General features: G+C 58.4%; 14 protein-coding genes, 2 tRNA genes and 3 rRNA genes. 9 read left to right on the forward strand and 10 right to left on the reverse strand.

All coding sequences use genetic code 11. The annotated features are described in order from the left end of the window. The first annotated feature begins 181 nt into the window (after positions 1–181). The 3 genes from mksB to mksF are packed head-to-tail and all read left to right on the forward strand — an operon-like array spanning position 182 to position 4,993. Positions 182–1,459: an Mks condensin complex protein MksB gene (gene mksB, locus V8689_RS26350; protein WP_032893713.1), complete on the forward strand. Its 1,278-nt coding sequence runs from the start codon at positions 182–184 to the stop codon at positions 1,457–1,459. After that, positions 1,449–2,156, forward strand: a complete 708-nt coding sequence (gene mksE / locus V8689_RS26355; RefSeq protein WP_003188281.1) for an Mks condensin complex protein MksE — start codon at positions 1,449–1,451, stop codon at positions 2,154–2,156. Before mksB ends, mksE begins: the two co-directional genes overlap by 11 nt. Then, complete coding sequence (mksF, locus tag V8689_RS26360; RefSeq protein ID WP_056787037.1) at positions 2,153–4,993, forward strand: Mks condensin complex protein MksF; 2,841 nt, start codon at positions 2,153–2,155, stop codon at positions 4,991–4,993. Before mksE ends, mksF begins: the two co-directional genes overlap by 4 nt. Positions 4,994–5,178: 185 nt before the next feature. On the opposite strand, the gene V8689_RS26365 is transcribed toward mksF, so the two are convergent. From V8689_RS26365 to V8689_RS26410, 10 genes are all read right to left on the reverse strand, one after another. After that, on the reverse strand, positions 5,179–7,482 hold the full coding sequence (locus V8689_RS26365) for a PqiB family protein (RefSeq protein WP_056787040.1): 2,304 nt from the start codon (positions 7,480–7,482) through the stop codon (positions 5,179–5,181). Continuing rightward, on the reverse strand, positions 7,475–8,098 hold the full coding sequence (locus V8689_RS26370) for a paraquat-inducible protein A (protein WP_044271248.1): 624 nt from the start codon (positions 8,096–8,098) through the stop codon (positions 7,475–7,477). The genes V8689_RS26365 and V8689_RS26370 overlap by 8 nt, the downstream gene beginning before the upstream one ends. Beyond that, on the reverse strand, positions 8,085–8,744 hold the full coding sequence (locus tag V8689_RS26375) for a paraquat-inducible protein A (protein WP_056787042.1): 660 nt from the start codon (positions 8,742–8,744) through the stop codon (positions 8,085–8,087). Before V8689_RS26375 ends, V8689_RS26370 begins: the two co-directional genes overlap by 14 nt. 190 nt (positions 8,745–8,934) lie before the next feature. Then, positions 8,935–9,050: ribosomal RNA gene (gene rrf, locus V8689_RS26380) — 5S ribosomal RNA — on the reverse strand. Positions 9,051–9,208: 158 nt separating this feature from the next. Then, positions 9,209–12,100 (reverse strand): 23S ribosomal RNA (locus V8689_RS26385). A 247-nt stretch (positions 12,101–12,347) separates the two neighbouring features. Continuing rightward, positions 12,348–12,423 (reverse strand) — tRNA-Ala (locus V8689_RS26390). Positions 12,424–12,453: 30 nt separating this feature from the next. Next, positions 12,454–12,530, reverse strand: a tRNA-Ile gene (locus V8689_RS26395). Between the two features lie 82 nt (positions 12,531–12,612). Further along, a 16S ribosomal RNA gene (locus tag V8689_RS26400) occupies positions 12,613–14,149 on the reverse strand. Together the 16S, 23S and 5S rRNA genes with 2 tRNA genes alongside form the textbook arrangement of a ribosomal RNA operon. A 572-nt stretch (positions 14,150–14,721) precedes the next feature. Continuing rightward, positions 14,722–16,215, reverse strand: coding sequence for a CoA-acylating methylmalonate-semialdehyde dehydrogenase (locus tag V8689_RS26405; RefSeq protein ID WP_056782865.1), 1,494 nt, complete (start codon positions 16,213–16,215; stop codon positions 14,722–14,724). Between the two features lie 39 nt (positions 16,216–16,254). Further along, positions 16,255–17,604 carry an aspartate aminotransferase family protein gene (locus V8689_RS26410; RefSeq protein ID WP_003188272.1) on the reverse strand — a complete coding sequence of 450 codons (1,350 nt, stop codon included), beginning with the start codon at positions 17,602–17,604 and terminating at the stop codon, positions 16,255–16,257. Positions 17,605–17,730: 126 nt separating this feature from the next. Here V8689_RS26410 and V8689_RS26415 point away from each other — a divergent pair, with 126 nt between their 5' ends. The 6 genes from V8689_RS26415 (at position 17,731) to V8689_RS26440 (ending at position 23,787) form a co-directional block, all read left to right on the forward strand. Then, complete coding sequence (locus V8689_RS26415) at positions 17,731–18,651, forward strand: LysR family transcriptional regulator (RefSeq protein ID WP_003188270.1); 921 nt, start codon at positions 17,731–17,733, stop codon at positions 18,649–18,651. A gap of 88 nt (positions 18,652–18,739) precedes the next feature. Next, on the forward strand, positions 18,740–20,134 hold the full coding sequence (locus V8689_RS26420) for a uracil-xanthine permease family protein (RefSeq protein WP_056782863.1): 1,395 nt from the start codon (positions 18,740–18,742) through the stop codon (positions 20,132–20,134). A gap of 87 nt (positions 20,135–20,221) precedes the next feature. Beyond that, entirely contained in the window at positions 20,222–20,881 is a 660-nt protein-coding gene (locus V8689_RS26425; RefSeq protein WP_014716776.1) for a TetR/AcrR family transcriptional regulator, read from the forward strand. Between the two features lie 12 nt (positions 20,882–20,893). After that, positions 20,894–21,475 carry an IMPACT family protein gene (locus V8689_RS26430; protein WP_044275476.1) on the forward strand — a complete coding sequence of 194 codons (582 nt, stop codon included), beginning with the start codon at positions 20,894–20,896 and terminating at the stop codon, positions 21,473–21,475. Between the two features lie 56 nt (positions 21,476–21,531). After that, positions 21,532–22,218: an SDR family oxidoreductase gene (locus V8689_RS26435; protein WP_434520649.1), complete on the forward strand. Its 687-nt coding sequence runs from the start codon at positions 21,532–21,534 to the stop codon at positions 22,216–22,218. A gap of 210 nt (positions 22,219–22,428) precedes the next feature. Continuing rightward, positions 22,429–23,787, forward strand: a complete 1,359-nt coding sequence (locus V8689_RS26440; protein ID WP_032893722.1) for an 8-oxoguanine deaminase — start codon at positions 22,429–22,431, stop codon at positions 23,785–23,787. Positions 23,788–23,902: the final 115 nt, after the last annotated feature.

The following is a 23,902-nucleotide window of genomic DNA, read 5'->3' on the forward strand; positions in this document are numbered from 1 at the left end:
CAAGTAAGCGCGACGTCGGGACTCGATAAGCACAGCTCGGCCACTTGTGGATAAGTAAAGAGCGGGGATTCTACCGCTGTTCAACCACAATCGCCCACTGCGCACTGACCGGCTGTGGATAAATCCCCCGCGTGATGCAGTACAATCGCGACTTTTAATCGCCAACCAGCCGGCCATTCCCATGATCGAACCCAAGCGCGTCCTGCGCGCCCTCGCCGAACACTGGGCCTTACTTGAGCCTCTGTGCGAACACTTCGACCAAGGCACCCTGAGCCTGGCCGAGCTGCGCGCACAGTTGGCCGCCCAACAACTGGACAGCACGCCCCAGGACATCACCAGCCTGCTGGACGTGTGGATTCGCCTGGATATCCTGGTGCCTGTCGCCAAGAGCCCGAACCGTTTCGAGCTCAACGCGCAGATCCACGACTTCCTCGCCTATCTTCGCAAGGAGCACCGGCTTGGCCTGTGCCTGGAAATCGAAGCCTACCTGCGCCACCTGGAGCGCCTGGCCGGTTATATCCAGGACGCCTTCGACATCCGTGACGGCCACGACCTGGCCCGGCAACTGCGCCTGTTGGATATGCGCGTGCGCGATGTGCTCAAAAAGCTCGCCAATGACGAACAAGCCCTCGCCGCCGTGGCCGACCGCGCCAAGACCAGCGACCGGCAGATCCCGTTGCGCCAGCGTTACGCCGAGGTATTGGCGACCTGGGACGAATACGTCGAACCGATGATCCAACTGGTGAACGCCGACGGCGCCTTCGAGCAAGGCGTGCGCAAGGTGGAAAACGTGCTGCTGCGCATGCTCACCGAGCAACAGCGTCTTGGCCACCTGGTGGATGACGACATGCTGCTGCGCACCCACGCGCGCATCCTCGAAATGCAAACCAGCGCCCAGCTGACCTTGCGCCATGCGCGGGAACTGCTGCTGCCGCTGCGTGAAGAAGCACGCCGGCATAACGCCGTGACTCGCGGCGCGGCGCTGGCCCTGTCGGCGATTCGCCGCAAAGGCCTGGACGCGGTGCCGCAAGCGGCGATGCCGATGTTCACGCGGCCGCAAAGCACCTTCCTGGGTAGTGCCAGCCAGGTTGAAGCCTATGTGTATGCCCTGGCCAATTTCGAGCCCAAACCTGCGCGCTTCCCCAAGGCGCACAAGTCGCACAAAGGCGAAGCCCAGCGCGCACCGCGTACGGTCAAGGAAATGCTCGAGCGCTGCGAAGACGCGCTGCCGATGCCCGACCTGATGACCTGGCTGCTGGAGCAGGAACCGGACGGCGCCACCGATGAATTGCTGTACTGGTTCTCGCGCCTGTCCCGGGAAAAACGCTTCAAGCGCGAGCGCCTGGAACGTCGCGATTACCACACCCACGAGCACCAGGTCAGCCTGCGCTCCTTCGCCCTGCTCCCGGCCGGCGTCGATGCCACCGAGAATTCTGCGAGCACGCCTTATGCATCTTGATCTATCCGAACTGTCCCAGCTGGCGCCGATCTTTCGCGAGCTGTTCAAGGGTTACCACGTCAGCCGCCGCGACCCGGAGCTGTACGCGCAGCTGTCGAACTTCCAAGACCAGTACCGCACGCTGTTCAAGGCCCTGGGTTTTGAGCTGGTGTGCGATACCCGCGGCTTCTATTACTTCGTGCCGGACACTGCCGTGGCCGCCGCACAGGTGAACAAGACCGCCCAGCGCCTGGCCTTGTTTACCTTCATCATCGTCGAACACCTGGCCGACCAGGGCCGTGACCCGATTGCCGTGCTCGACGGTGGCAGCCTGGGCCGCGACGAATTGCCTTCGTTGCTGGAGAAATACCGCGACCTGTTTATCCAGGCCGAGGTGCAGACCCAGGAAGAGCTCGAAGAAAAAATCATGCGCCGCATGACCCAACTGGGTTTTGCCAGCGAAGACAACGGTATCTACCGCTTCCTGCCGCCTATGCACCGCTTCCTGGATGTGTGCCTGTCGGTGCAGCAAGACCGCGACCTGGCCGCCAGCGTGCACAGCGTATTGCCGCTGCCGGCGCCGGTGATCATCGACGAAGACAGCGATGAAAAACTGCTGAAGACCGACGACCCGCTGGATCTGAGCGCCTTCACTGAAGAAAGCGAAGAAGATGCCCTGGCCCGTGCCATTGCCGAAGAACAGGAGACCGACGCATGAGTAAGGAACGCTACGGCATCCGCCGCTTCGCCCTATTGAACACCGCCGGTTACAGCCTGGGCTTGTTCCCGCTGGAAGAGCCGCTGTCGGTGTACGGCGCCAACAACCTGGGTAAATCCGCCTCGATCAACGCCTTGCAGTTCCCGATCCTGGCACGCATGTCGGACATGAGCTTCGGCAAGTACACCCTGGAACAATCGCGGCGTTTTTACTTTGCCACCGACACCAGCTACATCCTGGTAGAGGTCTCGCTACCCCACGGCCCCCACGTCATCGGCGTGGTCGGCCGCGGCCCGGGCGGTGGCTTTGGTCACCAGTTCTTTGCCTACGCCGGCAAGCTGGACCTGGCCCACTACCAGAAAAACGACACCTGCCTGCGCCAGAAAGAGCTGTTCACCAACCTTGAGCGCGAGGGCCTGAAAGCCTACGAACTCAAGCCCGATGAACTGCGGCGCTTGCTGGTAGGCGGGCATACGTCGATCCCGCTGGACCTGACCCTGATTCCGCTGCGCTCCACCAGCGAGCAGAGCCTGAAGACGTTCCGCGCGCTGTTTATCAACCTGCTGCACATGCGCGAAATCACCGCGGCCAAGCTCAAGCAGCTGTTCCTCGATGCCTTCGAACACAGCCTGCGTTCGGGCAGTGTCGACTACATCGCGGCCTGTGAAGAAGCCTTCCGCGATGTGCGACGCATGGAGCAGGACTACAACTCGCTGGTGGCAGCCGGCCCCTTGGTTGAAGCCTTGGCCAATGGCGTGAAACAGCGCGACGCCCTGCGCGGCAAACTGCATCGCCTGTCGCCGCTGCTGGATTCATTGCTGGGCACCTGGTCGGACTACGCCAGCGCGCGCAAGGAAGAGCTGACCATCCAGGCCGAACACTACCGCAACGAGCAGGACGCGCTGCAGAACGACCAGCGCGGCGGCACCCAGGAGCTGATGCGCCTGGAGCGGGAAATCAGCGGCATCCAGCGTTGGCTGGGCGAGTTGTCGGTGCTCAAGCACCGCTTTGCCCTGGTGGATGACGTCAAGATGCTGGAGCAACAACTCCTCGCCGCCAAGGACGCTCACGATGAACTGGCGGGCGCCTTGGCGCAGTCGCGACAGTTCAGCGCCGAGGACTTGGAAGAGCGCCTGCGCGACCTGGAAAAGCGCTTGAAGTCGGTCAAGCAGCAGCTCGATCACGCAGACAACAACAGCTACGCCAAGCTGCGCGAAGAGTTCTCGCAGCAGGACGTCGAGCGCCTGATGCGCCTGTTCAACAGCTCGTTGTTCAGCCTGCCCCTGGGCGAACATGGCATCACGCTGGACGTGGACGGCCAGTGGGTCAAATCTCTCGAGCAGATCCTCGATGGCTTCAAGGGCGAGCGCTTTGAAGTCCCAGGGTTGTCCATCGACATCTCGCACATCGAGCCGCCTGCCCTGCAAGCCCTGGCAGACCGTGCCGCGTTGCGTGACCAGAAAGAGCGCCTGGAAAAAGAGCTCAAGCAACTCAAAACCCAGCAGGCCGTGGCCTCTGACCGCGCCGCAAGCAAGACCCAGACCGAAGCGTTGTACCAGCAGGTACTGGATGCCCAGAAGGCTCTGGAAGACTTCCGCCGCACCCAGACCCTGAGCGCCGAAGAAGGCGAGAAGCTGGAAACCCTGGCGCAGATGGAAGCGGCCCAGGACGAGTTGAAGCGTTCCAGCGATGCCTTTACCGAGCGCGTCCAGCAACTGTCGGCCAAGCTGCAATTGGTCGGCCGCCAGATCGGTGATATGGAAGCCAAGCAACGCACGCTGGATGACGCGTTGCGCCGTCGTCAGCTGTTGCCGGCGGACCTGCCGTTCGGCACGCCATTCATGGACCCGGTCGACGACTCCATGGACAACCTGCTGCCGCTGCTCAATGACTATCAGGACAGCTGGCAAGGCCTGCTGCGCGCCGATGGCCAGATCGAAGCGCTGTACGCCCAGGTGCGTCTCAAGGGCGTGGCCAAGTTCGACAGTGAGGATGATGTCGAGCGTCGTCTGCAACTGCTGATCAACGCCTATGCACACCGTACCGACGAAGCGCTGACCCTCGGCAAGGCGCGCCGTGCAGCGGTCACCGACATCGCCCGTACCCTGCGCAATATCCGCAGCGACTACGACAGCCTGGAACACCAGCTGGCGCTGTTCAACCGCGAGATCAACAAGCGCCAGGTCTCCAACCTGCAAAGCTTCCGCATTGTGCTGGCACCGAACAAGGAAGCGCTCAAGCATATCGACCAGATCATCCACAGCGCCGGCCAATATGAAGAAGGCGAGACCCTCTCGGTGTTCGACCTCAGCCAGAGTGCCGAACAGGACAACAAGAACGAAGAGGCCAAGGAATACCTGGCTCGCCTGGTAGCCGCCAACCATAACCAGTTGGGCCTCAAGGACTTGTTCGAGTTGGCGTTCGAAATCACCAAGGTCCACGGCCAGCCAGTGATCCATACCGACATCGACGGCGCTGCGTCCAACGGCACCACCATGACCATCAAGGCGCTGACCAACATGTACTTGTTGCTGCACCTGATGGACCGCGACCAGGCCGGTCGCGTGCGCTTGCCGTACTACCTGGATGAAGCGGCAGACATCGACGAGAAGAACCAGGCAGCGCTGTTGGAAACCAGCCTGCAACTGGGCTTTGTGCCGATCCTGGCGAGTGTGAAGCCGCAGGTGTCCGCCCAGGTGGCGATCGACCTGGAAGGCGGCAGCGGGCCGAACGGGATCTACATTGATGAGGCGGACTGGAAGTACATCCGTCGCCATGATGTGGTGAAGGCGACGATGAATGTGCAGGCGGACGAGCCGGAGTTGGATGAAGTCTGACGGGCTGTACTGAAAGTAAAAAGGCCGCGATCTTTTGGATCGCGGCCTTTTTTTCGGCTTGGGATTTTCGGTGTGTTTGTGGGCCTCATCGCGGGCAAGCCCGGCTCCCACAGGGATATGCATTTTCAGCAAGTATGCATTCCAACTGTGGGAGCCGGGCTTGCCCGCGATAGCCGCGCCTCGGTTTATTTACCGAGTGGAATCTTGGGCGCCCACGTCAGCCATTCATCCTCAAACTTATCGAACAACGGGAACGTCTGCTGCGGCCGTGCCGGGTTGCCCATGCGCTCGCCATCCGGCGTGGCAAAGGCGATCCCGCCGGCCACCAACGTCTCCAGGGACTCGGTCCGCACGGTCGCGCCCTTGAACAAACCGAAGTCGAGGCCAAAGCCGCTGGTGTTCCAGAAGCGGCTGCCACTGCGTACCAGCGGCGCGTACTTGGGCTCGATCAGGATGTGCACCAGCACGCGGTCAGCGGTCTGGCCGAGCTCATAGCCGGTGACTTTACCCACCGTCACTTCACGGTAGGTGACCGGTACCCCTTCCTTCAACGAACCACGGCGGGCCGCGCTGAGTGTGAGGCTCAGGCCAGCTTCCTGATGCACCGCTTCGGGCGGCTGGGCCAGGGCGACAAAGCTCTTCTGCGGGCCGGCGTTTTTCGCAGCCGGCTGCACTTCGATGTATTGGCCGGTGACCAGGGTTTCCAGGTTAGCCGTCTTCATCAGTCCCAGTTCCGGCTTGACCACCCAGAACTGACTGCCCGTACGCGCGATGCGGTCCGCGACCTGAGTGATACGCGCCTTGAGCAGCACCGACTGCATGTCGGCACTGAGGTCGACACTCTCGATCTTGCCCACATCCAACCCCTTGAAGCGCACCGGTGTGCCGGCGCTCAGTCCGTCGGCGCGGTCCACTTTGATGGTCACCAGAGTGCCGTGCTGGTTGGCGGCATCACGGTCGGCATACAGGCGGAAACGCGGGATACGATGTTTCAATGGCACGTTCGATTCCGGCGTTTCGAAGGCGATGCCGCCCGCCATAAGGCTGGCCAGGGATTCGCTTTTGACCTGGATACCGCCGGTGAGCCCGCCCGTGAGGGTGACGCCGCTGGCATTCCAGAAGCGCGTCGAGCCGTTGACCAGGCTTTCATATTCCTTCTCGATATGAACGCCGATCACCAGTTGTTTTTTCTTGCGTGAAAACTGGTAGCTCTGCACCGAACCGACTTTGACCTGCTTGTACAGAATCGGGCTACCGACATCCAGCGAGCCCAGGCTGTCGGTGAGCAACACCATGTGCAGGCCCGGTGAACGCAGGTCCAACGGCGGCGCCTTGGCGCGGGCTACGTATTCGCGTTGTGGCGGGGTGCCCTTGTCGCCTGGGCGAATCGCGATGTAGTTGCCCTTGACCAAGGCCTCCAGGCCAGTGATGCCTGCCAGGGAGATGGACGGTTTGACCACCCAGAACTGCGTGTCCTCGACCAGGTAGTCCTCGGCCAATGGGTCGAGGGTCAGCTCGGCGCTGGCGCTGGACAGGTCCGGGTCGATCTTCAGGGTTTTCAGGCTGCCCACCTGGATGCCTTTGTACATGACCGGCGTACGCCCGGCCTGCAGGCCTTCAAAGTCGGTGAGTTTGACCTTGACCTTGATCCCCGCTGCGGCGGCATCGAAATCTTCGTATAGGCGGAAAGGCAGGCTCGGGTCGGTGGGCGGGCTGTCTTTGCGATTCTCTGGCGTGGCGAAGGCAATACCCCCGGCGACAATGCTGGAGAGGGATTCGCTGCGCACTTTCAAACCGGAAAGGTTGGCGTCGATACTGATGCCGCTGGCGTTCCAGAAACGCGTGTGTTTGCGCACCAGGTTGGCGTAGGTCGGTTCGATATAGACCTTGATCTCGACGGTGCTTTGGTCTTCAGACAGCAGGTAGCTTTTGACCTGGCCGACCTGAATCTGCTTGTAGAACACCGGACTGCCACGGTTCAACGAGCCCAGGCGATCGGCCTTGAGGGTCAGGTGCAAGCCGGGCTTGGCGTCGGATAACGGCGGCTCTTCGGAGAGCGCCTTGAACTTGCGCGTGGGCTCGCCATCACCGGGGCTGGCGGCAATGTAATTACCTGAGACCAGGGTTTCCAGGCCGGTGATACCGGCAAGGCTGACGCTGGGCTTGACCAACCAGAAGCGAGTGTTGGTCTTGAGGTACTGCTCAACGTCCTTGTTCATCTCGATGGTGGCGATCACCCCGCGATTGCTGCCCTCGTCATCCAGGGCCAGGGTTTTGACCTTGCCCACGGTCATGCCTTTGTAGACCACCTCGGTCTTGTTGACCTGAATACCTTCGCCACTTTCAAAGCGAACTTGAATCTCGATACCTTGCTGGGAATAGGCACGCCACCCCAGCCAGCCACCAATGATCAGGGCAATCAGGGGCAACACCCAAATGGCCGACCAGTTAGAAGCTGGGCGGGTTTTAGCTTTAGGCAAATCACTCATGGTCGTCGTCCGACTCCGTGTTATCCCAAATCAGTCGGGGATCGAAAGTTACTGCGGCAAGCATCGTCAAGATCACCACACTGGCGAACGCCGCAGCGCCGAGGTTGGCCTCGACGCTGGCTAGTCGCCCAAAGTTAACGACCGCCACCAGGATGGCGATCACGAAGATATCCAGCATGGACCAACGCCCAATGAATTCGATAAAGCGGTACATCACAATGCGTTGCTGCGCGGACAGCGGTTGGTGACGCTGCACCGAGAACAGCAGTAGGCCAATGCCGACCAACTTGAAGGTCGGTACCAGGATACTCGCGATGAACACCACAGCAGCGATAGGAAACATCCCGTGCTGCACCAGCTGGATGACACCCGACATGATGGTGCTGGGGTCACCTTGGCCGAGGGAGTTGACCGTCATGATGGGTAACAGGTTCGCGGGGATATACAGGATCGCCGCGGTGATCAACAGCGCCCAGGTGCGCGTGAGGCTATTGGGGCGACGGGCATGGATCAACGCGCCGCAACGGGTGCAGAGTTGCTCATCGGTATCCGCTTCCTGCTTGTTCAACTCATGGCATTCAGTACAAATCAGAATACCCGCATCAATCGCCCGCATGGTCATCCTCTCCTGACAGCGCTTGCCAGATCTGATGGGGCGACATCACCACCTCAAGCAGAACTTGGACCATTAATAAACTGACGAAGCAGACCAGACCCAGGCCAATGGTGATGGAGGCCATATCAGCGAGCTTTACGATCGCCACCAGCACACCCATCAAGTAGACCTCCAACATCCCCCAGTCCTTCATGTGGTGGTAGATGCGGTATAGCAGCAGCCCGTAGTTGCGACCGATGTTCCAGCGAATACTGAGCAGCACGGCCAATTGGCAGAGCAACTTGAGCAAGGGGATGCCCATGCTGCACAGGAACACCACGGCGGCAACGCCTTGCATGCCGGTATCGAACAGGCCAACGACGCCACTCCACACGGTGTCCTCCGAGGACTGCCCGAGTAGATTGAGCTGCATGATGGGCAAAAAGTTCGCGGGGACGTACAGCAGCAGGGCTGCCAGTACCAAGGCGAGGCTGCGCTCGACCACATTGTGCCGGTGAGCGTATAGCTCGTAGCCACAGCGTGGGCATTGGGCTTTTTCGCCGAGGGCGAGGGTTGGTTTGCGCATCAGCAAGTCGCACTCATGGCATGCCACCAGATCGTCCAGCGGTAAATCCGACACCTCGCGGGCGTCAACCGGATCGGGCATAGATAGGGCTCTGACTCTAAAAATGGTTAGGTGGCTATTCTAGTGGTGTCGCTCAGAAATAACTGTGCAAATTTGTCGGGGCAGTCAGGTCGGGGTTGGGGGGAACAAGTGTACGGGGACAAGGCGTCCGACTTTCAAGCGCCCAAAACAAAACCCCAACTGCTTTCGCAATTGGGGTTTCGGAATTTAATCTTGACGATGACCTACTCTCACATGGGGAAACCCCACACTACCATCGGCGATGCATCGTTTCACTGCTGAGTTCGGGATGGGATCAGGTGGTTCCAATGCTCTATGGTCGTCAAGAAATTCGGGTACTGAGTCGTGGCTAGTTGGCCTCGCTTCAGCAAATTGGGTATGTGATAGATCTCGGTGTTTTGTGAGCGTCGAACTTTCGGTTCATCTTCGTCTTCACACACCGCAATCTGATGCTCGTTAGAGTAGTCAAATTGCTTGGGTGTTATATGGTCAAGCCTCACGGGCAATTAGTATTGGTTAGCTCAACGCCTCACAGCGCTTACACACCCAACCTATCAACGTCGTAGTCTTCGACGGCCCTTTAGGGAACTCAAGGTTCCAGTGAGATCTCATCTTGAGGCTAGTTTCCCGCTTAGATGCTTTCAGCGGTTATCTATTCCGAACATAGCTACCCGGCAATGCCACTGGCGTGACAACCGGAACACCAGAGGTTCGTCCACTCCGGTCCTCTCGTACTAGGAGCAGCCCCTCTCAAATCTCAAACGTCCACGGCAGATAGGGACCGAACTGTCTCACGACGTTCTAAACCCAGCTCGCGTACCACTTTAAATGGCGAACAGCCATACCCTTGGGACCGGCTTCAGCCCCAGGATGTGATGAGCCGACATCGAGGTGCCAAACACCGCCGTCGATATGAACTCTTGGGCGGTATCAGCCTGTTATCCCCGGAGTACCTTTTATCCGTTGAGCGATGGCCCTTCCATACAGAACCACCGGATCACTAAGACCTACTTTCGTACCTGCTCGACGTGTCTGTCTCGCAGTCAAGCGCGCTTTTGCCTTTATACTCTACGACCGATTTCCGACCGGTCTGAGCGCACCTTCGTACTCCTCCGTTACTCTTTAGGAGGAGACCGCCCCAGTCAAACTACCCACCATACACTGTCCTCGATCCGGATAACGGACCTGAGTTAGAACCTCAAAGTTGCCAGGGTGGTATTTCAAGGATGGCTCCACGCAGACTGGCGTCCACGCTTCAAAGCCTCCCACCTATCCTACACAAGCAAATTCAAAGTCCAGTGCAAAGCTATAGTAAAGGTTCACGGGGTCTTTCCGTCTAGCCGCGGATACACTGCATCTTCACAGCGATTTCAATTTCACTGAGTCTCGGGTGGAGACAGCGCCGCCATCGTTACGCCATTCGTGCAGGTCGGAACTTACCCGACAAGGAATTTCGCTACCTTAGGACCGTTATAGTTACGGCCGCCGTTTACCGGGGCTTCGATCAAGAGCTTCGCGTTAGCTAACCCCATCAATTAACCTTCCGGCACCGGGCAGGCGTCACACCCTATACGTCCACTTTCGTGTTTGCAGAGTGCTGTGTTTTTAATAAACAGTCGCAGCGGCCTGGTATCTTCGACCGGCATGAGCTTACGGAGCAAGTCCTTCACCCTCACCGGCGCACCTTCTCCCGAAGTTACGGTGCCATTTTGCCTAGTTCCTTCACCCGAGTTCTCTCAAGCGCCTTGGTATTCTCTACCCAACCACCTGTGTCGGTTTGGGGTACGGTTCCTGGTTACCTGAAGCTTAGAAGCTTTTCTTGGAAGCATGGCATCAACCACTTCGTTACCTAAAAGGTAACTCGTCATCAGCTCTCGGCCTTAGAATCCCGGATTTACCTAAGATTCCAGCCTACCACCTTAAACTTGGACAACCAACGCCAAGCTGGCCTAGCCTTCTCCGTCCCTCCATCGCAATAACCAGAAGTACAGGAATATTAACCTGTTTTCCATCGACTACGCTTTTCAGCCTCGCCTTAGGGACCGACTAACCCTGCGTCGATTAACGTTGCGCAGGAAACCTTGGTCTTTCGGCGTGGGTGTTTTTCACACCCATTATCGTTACTCATGTCAGCATTCGCACTTCTGATACCTCCAGCAAGCTTCTCAACTCACCTTCACAGGCTTACAGAACGCTCCTCTACCGCATCACTTACGTGATACCCGTAGCTTCGGTGTATGGTTTGAGCCCCGTTACATCTTCCGCGCAGGCCGACTCGACTAGTGAGCTATTACGCTTTCTTTAAAGGGTGGCTGCTTCTAAGCCAACCTCCTAGCTGTCTAAGCCTTCCCACATCGTTTCCCACTTAACCATAACTTTGGGACCTTAGCTGACGGTCTGGGTTGTTTCCCTTTTCACGACGGACGTTAGCACCCGCCGTGTGTCTCCCATGCTCGGCACTTGTAGGTATTCGGAGTTTGCATCGGTTTGGTAAGTCGGGATGACCCCCTAGCCGAAACAGTGCTCTACCCCCTACAGTGATACATGAGGCGCTACCTAAATAGCTTTCGAGGAGAACCAGCTATCTCCGAGCTTGATTAGCCTTTCACTCCGATCCACAGGTCATCCGCTAACTTTTCAACGGTAGTCGGTTCGGTCCTCCAGTTAGTGTTACCCAACCTTCAACCTGCCCATGGATAGATCGCCCGGTTTCGGGTCTATTCCCAGCGACTAGACGCCCTATTAAGACTCGCTTTCGCTACGCCTCCCCTATTCGGTTAAGCTCGCCACTGAAAATAAGTCGCTGACCCATTATACAAAAGGTACGCAGTCACCCAACAAAGTGGGCTCCCACTGCTTGTACGCATACGGTTTCAGGATCTATTTCACTCCCCTCTCCGGGGTTCTTTTCGCCTTTCCCTCACGGTACTAGTTCACTATCGGTCAGTCAGTAGTATTTAGCCTTGGAGGATGGTCCCCCCATATTCAGACAAAGTTTCTCGTGCTCCGTCCTACTCGATTTCATGACTAAGAGATTTTCGCGTACAGGGCTATCACCCACTATGGCCGCACTTTCCAGAGCGTTCCGCTAATCTCAAAGCCACTTAAGGGCTAGTCCCCGTTCGCTCGCCACTACTAAGGGAATCTCGGTTGATTTCTTTTCCTCAGGGTACTTAGATGTTTCAGTTCCCCTGGTTCGCTTCTTGCACCTATGTATTCAGTACAAGATAACCATCTTATGATGGCTGGGTTCCCCCATTCAGACATCTCCGGATCAAAGTCTGTTTGCCGACTCCCCGAAGCTTTTCGCAGGCTACCACGTCTTTCATCGCCTCTGACTGCCAAGGCATCCACCGTATGCGCTTCTTCACTTGACCATATAACCCCAAGCAATCTGGTTATACTGTGAAGACGACATTCGCCGAAAATTCGAATTTCTCAGTTAAGAGAACTCACAAATTTTACCTTAGCCTGATCCGTTACCAGTGAAAGTAACGTTCAGTCTATCTTTCTATCACATACCCAAATTTTTAAAGAACGAACTAGTCAAAGACTAGAAATCAACATTCACCATCACAACGATGGAATGCTCATTTCTAAGCTTTATACAAACAGAAGCAGTAGTGGTGGAGCCAAACGGGATCGAACCGTTGACCTCCTGCGTGCAAGGCAGGCGCTCTCCCAGCTGAGCTATGGCCCCGTATTTCTACAGGCGTTTCCCACACAAAATTGGTGGGTCTGGGCAGATTCGAACTGCCGACCTCACCCTTATCAGGGGTGCGCTCTAACCAACTGAGCTACAGACCCAATTTCGGGCTGCTTCTTTTCGTCTTCTTCAATGAATCAAGCAATTCGTGTGGGAACTTATGGAGCAGCTGATGTCGTCGATTAAGGAGGTGATCCAGCCGCAGGTTCCCCTACGGCTACCTTGTTACGACTTCACCCCAGTCATGAATCACACCGTGGTAACCGTCCTCCCGAAGGTTAGACTAGCTACTTCTGGTGCAACCCACTCCCATGGTGTGACGGGCGGTGTGTACAAGGCCCGGGAACGTATTCACCGCGACATTCTGATTCGCGATTACTAGCGATTCCGACTTCACGCAGTCGAGTTGCAGACTGCGATCCGGACTACGATCGGTTTTATGGGATTAGCTCCACCTCGCGGCTTGGCAACCCTCTGTACCGACCATTGTAGCACGTGTGTAGCCCAGGCCGTAAGGGCCATGATGACTTGACGTCATCCCCACCTTCCTCCGGTTTGTCACCGGCAGTCTCCTTAGAGTGCCCACCATTACGTGCTGGTAACTAAGGACAAGGGTTGCGCTCGTTACGGGACTTAACCCAACATCTCACGACACGAGCTGACGACAGCCATGCAGCACCTGTCTCAATGTTCCCGAAGGCACCAATCTATCTCTAGAAAGTTCATTGGATGTCAAGGCCTGGTAAGGTTCTTCGCGTTGCTTCGAATTAAACCACATGCTCCACCGCTTGTGCGGGCCCCCGTCAATTCATTTGAGTTTTAACCTTGCGGCCGTACTCCCCAGGCGGTCAACTTAATGCGTTAGCTGCGCCACTAAAAGCTCAAGGCTTCCAACGGCTAGTTGACATCGTTTACGGCGTGGACTACCAGGGTATCTAATCCTGTTTGCTCCCCACGCTTTCGCACCTCAGTGTCAGTATTAGTCCAGGTGGTCGCCTTCGCCACTGGTGTTCCTTCCTATATCTACGCATTTCACCGCTACACAGGAAATTCCACCACCCTCTACCATACTCTAGTCAGTCAGTTTTGAATGCAGTTCCCAGGTTGAGCCCGGGGATTTCACATCCAACTTAACAAACCACCTACGCGCGCTTTACGCCCAGTAATTCCGATTAACGCTTGCACCCTCTGTATTACCGCGGCTGCTGGCACAGAGTTAGCCGGTGCTTATTCTGTCGGTAACGTCAAAATTGCAGAGTATTAATCTACAACCCTTCCTCCCAACTTAAAGTGCTTTACAATCCGAAGACCTTCTTCACACACGCGGCATGGCTGGATCAGGCTTTCGCCCATTGTCCAATATTCCCCACTGCTGCCTCCCGTAGGAGTCTGGACCGTGTCTCAGTTCCAGTGTGACTGATCATCCTCTCAGACCAGTTACGGATCGTCGCCTTGGTGAGCCATTACCTCACCAACTAGCTAATCCGACCTAGGCTCATCTGATAGCGCAAGGCCCGAAGGTCCCCTGCTTTCTCCCGTAGGACGTATGCGGTATTAGCGTCCGTTTCCGAACGTTATCCCCCACTACCAGGCAGATTCCTAGGCATTACTCACCCGTCCGCCGCTCTCAAGAGAAGCAAGCTTCTCTCTACCGCTCGACTTGCATGTGTTAGGCCTGCCGCCAGCGTTCAATCTGAGCCATGATCAAACTCTTCAGTTCAAACATCTTTGGGTTTTTAAGAAACCCTAAACTTGGCTCAGCAATCGTTGGTTACATCTTTGATTTCTCGCGGAGTAACTTGTGATGCTGATAATCTTGCTGACTATCAGTCTGACTCCACAAGCACCCACACGAATTGCTTGATTCAGTTGTTAAAGAGCGGTTGGTTAAGATCTTTCGTCTCAACCGAGGCGCGCATTCTACAGCAGCCTCACTTGCTGTCAAGTGGTTATTTTCAGAAGTTTTCGAAGAATTCTTCAACAACTTCAACCACTTGCGCTTGCGATCTCTCGTAAGCGGGAGGCGAATTCTACAGCGTTACACGCTGCTGTCAACACCTCTTTTTCAACTTCCTTTTGGCTTCGATGAACTGAAGCAACTTGCTGTCGAGAACTGCGTAACTCATTGTTTACCAAGGAGTTTTCCGTTTCGACTGCGCCGGAAGTGGGGCGAATTATAGGCTTCCAGAATCTGCCGTCAACCTTCTTTTTCACATTTCTGTCATATAGGTCAAAAATGCCCCAATAACGCAAAGGCCGGCCCCAAGGGGCCGGCCTTCTACCTACCGGGCCTTACAGGCTAGGGAAGGCGAATTGCGACGCTTCATGGCTGGCCCGTTGCGGCCAACGCTGGGTGATCGCCTTGCGACGGGTATAGAACCGCACCCCGTCCGGCCCGTAAGCATGCAAATCGCCAAACAGCGAGCGCTTCCAACCACCGAAGCTGTGATACGCAACCGGCACTGGCAGCGGAACGTTAACCCCCACCATGCCGACTTCAATCTCATCACAGAACAGACGCGCCGCTTCACCGTCACGGGTGAAGATACAAGTACCGTTGCCGTATTCATGATCGTTGATCAGTTGCATCGCCGCCTCCAGGCTATCCACCCGTACTACGCACAGCACTGGCCCAAAGATCTCTTCTTTATAGATACGCATCTCAGGCGTGACGCGATCAAACAGGCTACCGCCGAGGAAGAATCCCTGCTCATGCCCGGCAACACTCAAGCCACGGCCATCAACAACCAGCTCTGCGCCCGCCGACACACCGTCTTCTATATAGCCACTGACTTTATCCCGCGCCTGCCCCGTCACCAACGGGCCCATATCCAGGCCGCAAGACGTGCCCGCACCAATCTTCAACGCCTTGACCTGCGGCACCAGCTTGGCGATCAACGCATCCGCTATCTGGTCGCCCACGCACACAGCCACCGAGATCGCCATGCAACGCTCACCGCAGGAACCATAAGCTGCGCCCATCAGGGCACTCACCGCGTTATCCAGATCGGCATCCGGCATCAGCACCGCGTGGTTCTTCGCCCCGCCCAGCGCCTGCACGCGCTTGCCGCGTTTGGTCGCTTCGGAGTAGATGTACTCGGCAATCGGCGTCGAGCCTACAAAGCTCAAGGCTTTGACTTCCGGCGCTTCGATCAGTGCATCCACCGCGCCCTTATCGCCATGCACCACACTGAGCACGCCTTTAGGCAGCCCGGCTTCCTGCAACAGCTGCGCGATCAACAACGTCGAACTTGGGTCGCGCTCTGAAGGTTTAAGGATGAAACAGTTACCGCAGACAATCGCTAGCGGGTACATCCACAGCGGCACCATCGCCGGGAAGTTGAACGGGGTGATACCCGCCACCACGCCCAACGGCTGGAAGTCCGACCATGCGTCAATGTTCGGCCCTACGTTGCGGCTGTATTCACCCTTGAGAATCTCCGGCGCCGAGCACGCGTACTCCACGTTCTCGATCCCACGCTTAAGCTCACCCGCAGCATCTTCCAGGGTCTTGCCATGTTCTTCGCTGATCAACTGCGAGATCCGCGCTTCGTTCTGCTCCAGCAGTTGCTTAAAACGGAACATCACTTGGGCACGCTTGGCCGGCGGCGTATTGCGCCAGGCCGGAAACGCCGCCTTGGCCGAATCAATCGCCTGTTGAATGGTTTCACGGCTGGCCAACGGCACCTGGTGAATCACCTGGCCGGTAGACGGGTTATAGACGTCGGCACTACGACCGCTGTCGTTGACCAGTTCACCGTTGATCAAATGCTGGATAAGGCTCATGCAGGGCTCCTGAAAAATTGTTCTATATAGAAGGAGAAATCAGTCGATCTTGTTCAGCACTTCGCCGACCGCGTCAAACAGACGGTCCAGGTCCTGCGGCTTGCTGTTGAAGGTTGGCCCGAACTGCAGGGTGTCGCCGCCAAAACGCACATAGAAACCGGCCTTCCACAGCGCCATGCCGGCTTCGAATGGGCGCACGATGGCATCCCCATCACGCGGGGCAATCTGGATCGCACCGGCCAGGCCGTAGTTGCGAATGTCGATCACATTCTTGCTGCCCTTCAAACCGTGCAGCGCATTCTCAAAGTGCGGCGCGACTTCAGCCACGCTCTGCACCAGGTTTTCTTTCTGCAACAGGTCCAATGCCGCCAGGCCCGCCGCGCAAGCCACCGGGTGCGCCGAGTAGGTGTAGCCGTGGGGGAATTCCACAGCGTATTCCGGCGTCGCCTGGTTCATGAAGGTCTGGTAGATCTCGCTGCTGGCAATCACCGCACCCATCGGGATAGCACCGTTGGTGACTTGCTTGGCGATGCACATCAGGTCCGGGGTCACGCCGAAGCTGTCAGCACCGAACATCGAGCCGGTGCGGCCAAAGCCTGTGATCACTTCGTCGAACACCAACAGGATATTGTGCTGGTCGCAAATTTCGCGCAGGCGCTTGAGATAACCCTGCGGTGGCACCAATACGCCAGCGGAACCGGCCATCGGCTCGACAAACACGGCTGCGATGTTCGACGCGTCATGCAGCTCGATCAGCTTGAGCAACTCATCGGCCAAGGCAATACCGCCCTGCTCCGGCATGCCCCGGGAGAAGGCGTTGCTGGCCAGCAAGGTGTGAGGCAGATGGTCGACATCCATCATCGCCTGGCCAAACAGCTTACGGTTACCGTTCACACCGCCCAGGCTGGTACCGGCGATGTTCACGCCGTGGTAACCCCGGGCGCGACCAATCATCTTGGTCTTGGTGGCCTGGCCTTTCAGGCGCCAGTAGGCCCGCACCATCTTCACCGCTGTATCGGCGCATTCAGAGCCCGAGTCGGTAAAGAACACATGATTGAGGTTGCCTGGGGTCAGGTCGGTGATCTTTTCCGCCAACTGGAAGGACAACGGATGACCGTACTGAAAGCCTGGGGAGTAGTCCAAGGTGCCCAATTGCTTGGCGACCGCTTCCTGGATTTCCTTGCGCGTATGCCCGGCGCCGCAGGTCCACAGGCCCGACAACGAATCATAGACCTTGCGCCCCTTGTCATCGGTCAACCAGCTACCTTCGGCGGCCACGATCAGGCGTGGATCGCGCTGGAAGTTACGGTTGGCGGTGTAAGGCATCCAGTGCGCATCCAGCTTTAATTGGCTGGCCAGGGACGATGGGGCGTTTTCGGGCATGTTCATCAGCAAAACCTCGCAGGGCAAAAGGCAGCGTCGGGATTGAAAAAGCGTTGTTGCAGCTAAATTGCCACGGGGATAAAGTCAATGAAATCCAACTCTTCTAACCTTCAGTCAGGACTTCACTAAACTATGAGCAGCCGTCGTCCCGACCCTTTGGCGCAAGTCAGTGACTTCGATATTCGCCTGCTGCGCATCTTTCGCAGCGTGGTGGAGTGCGGCGGCTTCTCGGCAGCGGAAACTGTCCTTGGCATCGGGCGCTCGGCCATCAGCCAGCAGATGAGCGACCTTGAGCAACGGCTCGGGCTAAGGCTGTGCCAACGCGGCCGCGCCGGGTTCTCTCTGACAGAAGAAGGCCGCGAGGTCTATCAATCTGCCCTGCAACTGCTGAGTGCCCTGGAAAGTTTTCGTACCGAGGTCAACGGCCTGCACCAACATTTGCGCGGCGAGTTGATCATTGGCCTCACCGATAACCTCGTCACTCTGCCCCATATGCGTATCACCCACGCATTGGCGCAGTTGAAGGAACGCGGTCCGGACGTGCAGATCCAGATCCGCATGATCGCCCCCAATGAAGTGGAGCAAGGTGTACTCGACGGTCGCCTGCACGTCGGTGTGGTGCCCCAGGCCAGCGCACTGTCGGGCCTGGAATACCAGCCGCTGTACAGCGAACGCTCCTTGCTCTATTGCGCGGTCGGCCACCCGCTGTTTTACGCCGACAACAAGCAACTCGACGACGAACGCATCGACAGCCAGGACGCCATCGCCCCCACCTTCCGCTTGCCCGCGGAGATCCAGGCCCATTACCAGGCGCTCAACTGCACCGCCAGCGCCTCAGACCGTGAAGGCATGGCGTTCCTGATTCTCACCGGGCGCTATATCGGCTACTTGCCCGATCATTACGCCAGCCTGTGGGTGCAACAAGGCCGACTGCGTGCGCTGAAACCGGCTACACGTTTTTACGATTTGAGCCTGGCATCGGTCACGCGCAAGGGCCGTCGCCCTCATTTGGTGCTGGAAAGTTTCCTCGAAAGCCTGGCCGCCACCCGCTAAATCGGGCGTTATACAAAAAGCTGAGCACCTGGACAGCTTTTTGCAAGAGCTCAAGGACCTTGAACCGTTCGCCTTGAGTTGACCCGCCATGCCCCCAGAATCCTCCAGCCCCAGCGACCTGATCTACGGTCTCAATGACCGCCCGAAACCACTGCCTGCTCTACTCGCGGCCCTGCAACATGTACTGGCGGCATTCGTCGGCATCATCACGCCGCCACTGATCATTGGCTCCACCCTCGGCCTCACCGCTCACCTGCCCTACCTGATCAGCATGGCGTTGATGGTTTCCGGTGTAGGCACCTTCATCCAGGCACGCAGGCCGTTTGGCATCGGTGCCGGCATGATCTGCCTGCAAGGCACCAGCTTTGCGTTTCTTGGCGCAGTGTTGTCGGCAGGCTTTCTGGTAAAGCAACGCGGTGGCAGCCCGGAAGACATTCTGGCGATGATTTTCGGCGTGTGCTTCTTCGGTGCGGCGGTGCAGATTGTATTGAGCCGCTTTATCGGCCAACTGCGCCGCGTGATCACACCACTGGTAACCGGAATTGTGATCACACTGATCGGCATCAGCCTGATCAAAGTGGGCATCACCGACCTGGGCGGCGGCTTCAATGCACCGGACTTCGGCGCCCCCGCCAACCTGGCGCTGGGCCTGTTCGTGGTTTTGACGATCATCCTGCTCAACCGCTCGAACACGCCCTGGGTACGTTTGTCGGCCATCATCATCGGCCTGGCCCTGGGCAGCCTGGCGGCGTGGTTCAGTGGCAAACTTGTTCCCCAGGCTTTGCCTGACCTGCCACTGGTCAGCCTGCCTACGCCCTTCCGCTTTGGTTTCAACTTCGACTGGAGCGCCTTCCTGCCGATTGCGCTGATTTATCTGATCAGCAGCATCGAAACCGTCGGCGACCTCACCGCCAATTGCATGATTGCCCGCCAGCCCATCAGCGGCCCTTCTTATATAAGCCGGCTCAAGGGCGGCGTGCTCGGCGATGGGGTGAGCTGCATGATCGCCGCCACCTTCAGCGCCTTCCCCAACACCACGTTTGCGCAGAACAATGGCGTGATCCAACTCACCGGCGTGGCTAGCCGTTACGTCGGTTTATACATCGGCGTGTTGCTGTTCTGTCTGGGCCTGTTTCCGCTGATCGGCGCCGTGCTGCAGCAAATCCCCAAGCCGGTATTGGGCGGCGCCACCCTGGTGATGTTCGGCAGCGTGGCCGCGGCTGGCGTGCGCATCCTCGCCCAGGCGCCGCTGGACCGACGCAGCATGCTGATCATCGCCACCTCGTTCGGCGTTGGCCTGGGTATCGCCGCGCAACCCAACCTGCTGCACCTGATGCCGACTCTGGTGCAGAACCTGTTCGACTCCGCCATCACCAGCGGCGGCATCACCGCCATTGTGTTGTGCCTGTTACTGCCGGAGGCCAAGGCACGTACCGCCGCCGCAAACCACAACCCGGAACGCGACAGCCTGGAACCGCTTTGACGGTTTTATTGCATCAGGACTTGTCTGAGGCTTGAGGGTGGGTTATCTGTGCACACGTCGTCTCTCTCGATCAGCACGGAAACCTCCATGAGCCTCGAAGTTCCTGCCCACAGCAACCACGCCGGTAAACCCGCCAGCCGCATTCGGCAAAAGAACGAACAAGCGATTCTCCAGGCTGCTGAAGATGAATTCGCGCGCCATGGCTACAAAGGCACCAGCATGAACACCATCGCTGCCAGTGCCGGGTTGCCCAAGGCCAACTTGCACTACTATTTCACCAACAAGCTGGGCCTGTACGTCGCGGTGCTGAGCAATATCCTCGAACTGTGGGACAGCACCTTCAACGCGCTGACCGCCGAAGATGACCCGGCCGTGGCGCTCGCTCGTTACATCCGCACCAAGATGGAATTCTCGCGCCGCCAGCCCCAAGCCTCGCGGATCTTCGCCATGGAGATCATCAGCGGTGGCGAATGCCTCACTGAATATTTCGGCCAGGACTATCGGGCCTGGTTCAGTGGCCGTGCCGCGGTGTTCCAGGCCTGGATCGACGCCGGAAAAATGGACCCCGTCGACCCCGTGCACCTGATCTTCCTGCTGTGGGGCAGCACCCAGCACTACGCTGACTTCGCCACCCAGATCTGCCGTGTTACCGGTCGCACCAAGCTGACCAAGCAAGACATGGAAGATGCCGGCACCAACCTGATCCATATCATTCTCAAAGGCTGCGGCATCAAGCCAGCCCTATAAACGAAGCGATTTATGTCTTTTACGCTCACCGGTTTTTGCGAGTTTCGTGAAGAAATACGCAAGAGCCGCTTTATCACCTTGGCAGCGCCGATTACCAGCCCGCAGGACGCCCAGGCGTTTTTCGAGCAGCACAGCGACCTCAACGCCACGCACAACTGCTGGGCCTGGAAGCTGGGCGATCAATACCGCAGCAGCGATGACGGCGAACCCGGCGGCACCGCCGGGCGCCCGATACTCGCGGCCATCGAGGCCCAGGGCTTTGATCAGGTGGCCGTCTTGGTAATCCGCTGGTACGGCGGCATTCAACTGGGCACGGGTGGATTGGCCCGCGCCTATGGCGGCGGGGCCAATAAATGCCTGCAGAATGCCGAACGCATCGAGCTGATCAGCCGCGTCCCCCTGAGCTGCGCCTGTGGCTTCTCCGAACTGAACCTGGTGAAGCTGCGTGTCGCGGAACTCGGCGGGCTTGTGGTGGAAGAAACCTTCACCGCCAACGGCGTTGAGCTGCAACTCGCCCTGGGAGAGGCGCACATCGACACCCTGCAAACCCAGCTCGCCGACCTGAGCCGTGGGCGCATCCTGCTCGAACGCTGAAACTGCTACTGTTATGCGCTGAACTCCCTGAACCGCGATTTCAAAGGAAGCCTTTCATGTCTACGCCAAAAACCGCACTGATCATCGGCGCCTCGCGCGGGCTGGGCCTTGGCCTGGTCAAGCAACTGCTCCAGGACGGCTGGGACGTGACCGCCACCGTGCGCGATCCGAACAAGGCCGATGCCCTGAAAGCCGTGGGGCCGGTGCAGACCGAGAAGTTGGATATGGACGATCAGCAAGCCGTGATCGCCCTGGCCCAACGCCTGAAAGACCGCACCTTTGACCTGCTATTCGTCAACGCCGGCGTCAAGGGCCCGGCCAACCAGGAGCCCGGCCACGCGACCCTGGCGGAAGTCGGCCAGTTGTTCTTCACCAACGCCGTGGCGCCGATCAACCTGGCCCAGCGTTTTGTCGGGCAGATCCGCAAAGACACCGGCGTACTGGCCTTCATGAGTTCGGTACTGGGCAGCGTGACCATTCCCGACGGCTCGGACCTGGCGCTGTACAAGGCCAGCAAGGCCGCCCTCAATTCGATGAAAAACAGCTTTATCACGCAACTGGGCGAGCCCAAACCCACGGTGCTATCGCTGCATCCAGGTTGGGTGAAGACCGACATGGGCGGTGAAAACGCCCACATCGACGTCGAGACCAGCGTGCGCGGCCTGGTGGACCAGGTAAATGCCTACACCGGCAAAGGCGGCCATCACTTCGTCGACTACAAAGGCGACACCATCGCCTGGTAACACCCAAACTGTAGGAGCGAGCTTGCTCGCGAAAAACGCCCAGGCACCGCGTCAAACCAGACTGCCCGCGTCATCCTGACGATTTTTCGCGAGCAAGCTCGCTCCCACAGAGGTAAACTGCCCACCTCGCCCTCCCCGGCGACCCTGGATCAGCAGACAGGGCAACACTGAGCTGGCAAACCTGAACCCATCATTCAGAGGAGCCGGCCAATGCCTGCGACCCGTATCTGGTTAAAAAACCCCCTCGCGATTTTCACTGCCAATGGCCTCGATGCCCGTGGCGGCCTGGTGCTGCAAGACGGTGTCATCACCGAAGTGCTGGCCCAAGGGCAAGCGCCTGCGCAGCCTTGCGCCCAGGTGTTCGATGCCCGCGAGCATGTGGTGCTGCCTGGGCTGATCAACACCCACCACCACTTCTATCAAACCCTGACCCGTGCCTGGGGCCCGGTGGTCAACCAACCGCTGTTTCCCTGGCTGAAAACCCTGTACCCGGTATGGGCGCGGCTCACCCCGGAAAAACTCGCCCTGGCCAGCAAAGTCGCCTTGGCCGAGTTGCTGCTCTCGGGCTGCACCACGGCAGCCGATCACCATTACCTGTTCCCCGATGGTTTGGAAAACGCCATTGATGTGCAGGTCGAGACCGTGCGCGAACTGGGCATGCGCGCCATGCTCACCCGCGGTTCCATGAGCCTGGGCGAAGCCGATGGCGGCCTGCCGCCGCAGCAAACCGTGCAGCAAGGCCAGGTGATCCTCGACGACAGCCAGCGCCTGATCCGCGAATATCACCAGCGCGGTGACGGCGCGCAGATCCAGATCGCCCTGGCGCCGTGCTCGCCGTTTTCCGTCACCCCCGAAATCATGCAAGCCAGTGCCGAGCTGGCCAACCAGCTGGACGTGCGCCTGCACACCCACTTGGCGGAAACCCTCGATGAGGAAGATTTCTGCCTGCAACGCTTCGGGCTGCGTACCGTGGATTACCTCGACAGCGTCGGCTGGCTCGGCCCGCGCACCTGGCTGGCCCATGGCATTCACTTCAACCCGGACGAAATCGAGCGCCTGGGCGCCGCCGGCACCGGCATTTGCCATTGCCCAAGTTCGAATATGCGCCTGGCCTCCGGCATCTGCCCTACCCTGGACCTGCTGGCCGCCGGCGCCCCAATCGGCTTGGGCGTAGACGGCTCGGCCTCCAACGACGCCTCGAACATGATCCTTGAAGCGCGCCAGGCCCTGTACATCCAGCGCCTGCGTTATGGCGCGGAAAAGATCACCCCCGAAGGCGTATTGGGCTGGGCCACCAAGGGCTCGGCGCAGTTGCTGGGGCGCACGGACATTGGCGAGTTGGCCGTCGGCAAACAGGCCGACCTGGCGTTGTTCAAGCTCGATGAACTGCGCTTCTCCGGCAGCCACGATCCGATTTCAGCGCTGCTGTTGTGCGGTGCGGATCGGGCAGACCGGGTGATGATCGCGGGTCAATGGCGGGTGATCGATGGACAAGTCGAAGGCCTTGACCTCAAGGGCTTGATCGCCGATCACAGCCAGGCAGCGCGCCAGTTGATCGCGGGCACCTAAGCCAGGCACCCATCAAAAATGTGGGAGCGGGCTTCTGTGGCGAGGGAGCTTGCTCCCGCTGGGGTACGTAGCGCCCCCAAAAACCGGCTCCCACATTGGATCTGCGGCCCCTTTC

Origin of the sequence: Pseudomonas sp. AK181, assembly GCF_051122975.1 — a bacterium.
In the GTDB taxonomy this organism is placed as follows: domain Bacteria; phylum Pseudomonadota; class Gammaproteobacteria; order Pseudomonadales; family Pseudomonadaceae; genus Aquipseudomonas; species Aquipseudomonas lactis.

Coding starts and splice junctions, on each gene's coding strand:
- mksB (WP_032893713.1), top strand. CDS start 182: ATGATCGAACCCAAGCGCGTCCTGCGCGCCCTCGCCGAACACTGGGCC.
- mksE (WP_003188281.1), top strand. CDS start 1,449: ATGCATCTTGATCTATCCGAACTGTCCCAGCTGGCGCCGATCTTTCGC.
- mksF (WP_056787037.1), top strand. CDS start 2,153: ATGAGTAAGGAACGCTACGGCATCCGCCGCTTCGCCCTATTGAACACC.
- V8689_RS26365 (WP_056787040.1), bottom strand. CDS start 7,482: ATGAGTGATTTGCCTAAAGCTAAAACCCGCCCAGCTTCTAACTGGTCG.
- V8689_RS26370 (WP_044271248.1), bottom strand. CDS start 8,098: ATGCGGGCGATTGATGCGGGTATTCTGATTTGTACTGAATGCCATGAG.
- V8689_RS26375 (WP_056787042.1), bottom strand. CDS start 8,744: ATGCCCGATCCGGTTGACGCCCGCGAGGTGTCGGATTTACCGCTGGAC.
- V8689_RS26405 (WP_056782865.1), bottom strand. CDS start 16,215: ATGAGCCTTATCCAGCATTTGATCAACGGTGAACTGGTCAACGACAGC.
- V8689_RS26410 (WP_003188272.1), bottom strand. CDS start 17,604: ATGAACATGCCCGAAAACGCCCCATCGTCCCTGGCCAGCCAATTAAAG.
- V8689_RS26415 (WP_003188270.1), top strand. CDS start 17,731: ATGAGCAGCCGTCGTCCCGACCCTTTGGCGCAAGTCAGTGACTTCGAT.
- V8689_RS26420 (WP_056782863.1), top strand. CDS start 18,740: ATGCCCCCAGAATCCTCCAGCCCCAGCGACCTGATCTACGGTCTCAAT.
- V8689_RS26425 (WP_014716776.1), top strand. CDS start 20,222: ATGAGCCTCGAAGTTCCTGCCCACAGCAACCACGCCGGTAAACCCGCC.
- V8689_RS26430 (WP_044275476.1), top strand. CDS start 20,894: ATGTCTTTTACGCTCACCGGTTTTTGCGAGTTTCGTGAAGAAATACGC.
- V8689_RS26435 (WP_434520649.1), top strand. CDS start 21,532: ATGTCTACGCCAAAAACCGCACTGATCATCGGCGCCTCGCGCGGGCTG.
- V8689_RS26440 (WP_032893722.1), top strand. CDS start 22,429: ATGCCTGCGACCCGTATCTGGTTAAAAAACCCCCTCGCGATTTTCACT.